This is a genomic window from Mesorhizobium sp. M7A.F.Ca.CA.002.05.1.1, from assembly GCF_003998335.1.
Lineage (GTDB): Bacteria > Pseudomonadota > Alphaproteobacteria > Rhizobiales > Rhizobiaceae > Mesorhizobium.
In genome coordinates this window covers 1-2,362 of record NZ_RZQI01000903.1, presented here as the reverse complement: position 1 = coordinate 2,362, position 2,362 = coordinate 1, and the positions used below count along the sequence as shown (strand labels likewise).

The following is a 2,362-nucleotide window of genomic DNA, read 5'->3' as shown; positions in this document are numbered from 1 at the left end:
GAACGAGGAGAGATCGAGCAGCGGATGCGGCGCGCGCCTGAGATGCCGCACCGCCAGCCAGCCGATGACGATGCCGGCTACGACCAGCAGCACCGTCGGTAAAACGCCATCCTCCGGGTGCGCGATGCGTTCAAGGCCATAGAGAAGCAAGGCAAGCCCCGCCGATGTCAGGAAAAAACCCGGCCAGTCGAGCGGCTTGGGGTCGGCTTCGCGATCGCCCGGAATGAAGCGGGCGACCAGCACCAACCCGACCACGCCAAGCGGGATGTTGATGAAGAAATTCCAGTGCCAGGACAGATAGGTGGTGATGAAGCCACCAAGCACCGGCCCGATCACCGGCGCAAACAGCGCCGGCCAGGTGATCAGTGCCGTGGCGTTCAGCAGCTCCGACTTCGACGCATTACGCAGTACCAGGATGCGCCCGACCGGCGTCATCAGCGCGCTGCCGAGCCCTTGCACGACACGTGCGGCGACGAACTGGGTCAGGTTTTGCGAGACGCCGCAGGCAAGCGAGGCCAGGGTGAACAGGACGATCGCCAGCAGGAAGATGTTGCGTGCGCCGAACCGGTCGGCGAGCCAGCCCGACAGCGGCACGAATACGGCCATGGTCAGCATGTAGACGGTGATGCCGATGCTGATCGCCACTGCCGACACGCCGAAGGAAGCCCCCATCTGCGGCAGCGAGGTCGAGATGATCGTCGAATCCAGAAACTGCATGAAGAACGCGATGGCGACGATCAGCGCCACGCGCCGCGCATTGGTGGCCGTTTCGGGTAAGGTTGCGGTCTCGGGAACGGCTGTCATGACGGAACCGGTTTGAACAGCATCTCACCGGCGGCGTCCAGAGACCTCGCAACAAACTTTCGTGTCCCGCCTTGGCCTGCTATGGGATGAACGGGGTGGCCGAGAAAAGTGTCCGCGTAACATGAAGCCCATCTACATCGACTACCTCAATGCCCTCGACATCGATGCCCTTGCCATGACCGATGGCGAAATCATCGCTGCCGTCGAGGCTGGCCTGGTGGCGCAGGGCCGGGGCCAGACGGTGATCGAACCGCGCGTCCATCTCGAGCCGGACCCGTCCTTCCACGGCCATTTCGACGTGTTGCGCGGCTACGTCGCGCCGCTCGACACGGCCGGCGTCAAGATCGTCGGCGACTATGTCGACAATTACCTGCATGGCCTGCCTTCCGAATTCGGCATCCTCAACCTGTTCGACCCGCGCACCGGCGCGCCGCGCGCCATCCTCGACGCCACCGTCATCACCGACATGCGCACAGGCGCCGTCACCGCCATCGGCGCCAGGCATCTGGCGCGAAAGAATTCCAAAGTGCTGGCCCATATCGGCGCGCGCGGCACCGCCTACTGGAATGTCCGCCTGCTCGACCATCTCTTCGATTTCGACGAGATCCGCGTCCATTCGCGCCGCCCGGAAAGCCGCGACGGTTTTGCCGCCAGACTATCCGCCGATCTCGGCAAGACGGTGACGGCGGTCGCCGACTGGAAAAGCTGCATCGAGGGCGCCGACATTGTCGTCGAGGCCTCGCGGTTGCCGGAGCCGCAGCCATTGCTCAAGACCGAATGGATCAAGCCCGGCGCGTTGGTCGTGCCCTACGGCACGATGAGCGCGGTGGAACTGTCGTTGACCGATATCATGCAGAAAATGGTCGTCGACGATTGGGGCCAGTGCAAGGGCGGCAAGTTTGGCTCGCTGCGCGCCCATGTCGAGACCGGGCGGCTGAGCGAGAAGACGCTGCATGCCGAGCTTGGCCAGATCGCCGCCGGTCTGAAAGCCGGGCGCGAAAGCGACGCCGAAACGATCCTGTTCTGGCATCGCGGCCTGTCGCTGTCCGACATTGCGCTGGGCAAGGCGATGCTGGCCAAGGCCCAAGTGCAAGGCATCGGCCAGCGGCTGCGCTTCGCATGAGCGCGCTCGTCCTCACCGGAACCGGCGTCGGTATTGACGATGTCGCCGCGGTCGCCCGCGATGGGCGCAAGGTGGAGATTGGACCCGATGTCATCGGCAGGCTGGAAAAGGCACGAAAAGTGCTCGACCAGGCCGCCGCGTCCGGCCAGCAGATCTATGGCCTGAACACCGGGCTCGGCGCCAATCTCGGCACCGCGGTCGACGGCGACGCCGGCGCCTTCCAGCGCCAGCTCCTGGAAGGACGCAGTGGCGCCGTCGGCGAGGTGCTGCCGGTTGAAGCCGTGCGGGCAACCATGCTTGCCCGTGCGTCGATGCTGTCGGTCGGCGGCTCCGGCCTGTCGCCTTCCGTCTTCGTCGCTTTGGTCGACGCGCTCAATGCCGGCGTCCATCCCGTCATGCCGTCGCTCGGCTCGATCGGCGCCGGTGACCTGGTGT

At 65.1% G+C, this 2,362-nt stretch carries 3 protein-coding genes; 2 read left to right on the top strand and 1 reads right to left on the bottom strand.

The genetic code is table 11. From position 1 onward, the window contains the following. On the bottom strand, positions 1–804 hold an 804-nt coding region (locus EN939_RS30290; protein WP_127271329.1), incomplete at its 3' end, for an MFS transporter. A 121-nt stretch (positions 805–925) separates the two neighbouring features. Between EN939_RS30290 and EN939_RS30285 the strand changes: the two genes are divergently transcribed. Together EN939_RS30285 and EN939_RS30280 are read left to right on the top strand one after the other, a co-directional pair. Next, on the top strand, positions 926–1,927 hold the full coding sequence (locus EN939_RS30285) for an ornithine cyclodeaminase family protein (RefSeq protein WP_127270888.1): 1,002 nt from the start codon (positions 926–928) through the stop codon (positions 1,925–1,927). Beyond that, positions 1,924–2,362: aromatic amino acid lyase (locus EN939_RS30280; RefSeq protein ID WP_164751354.1), on the top strand; the 439-nt coding region annotated here is incomplete at its 3' end. The genes EN939_RS30285 and EN939_RS30280, both read left to right, overlap by 4 nt.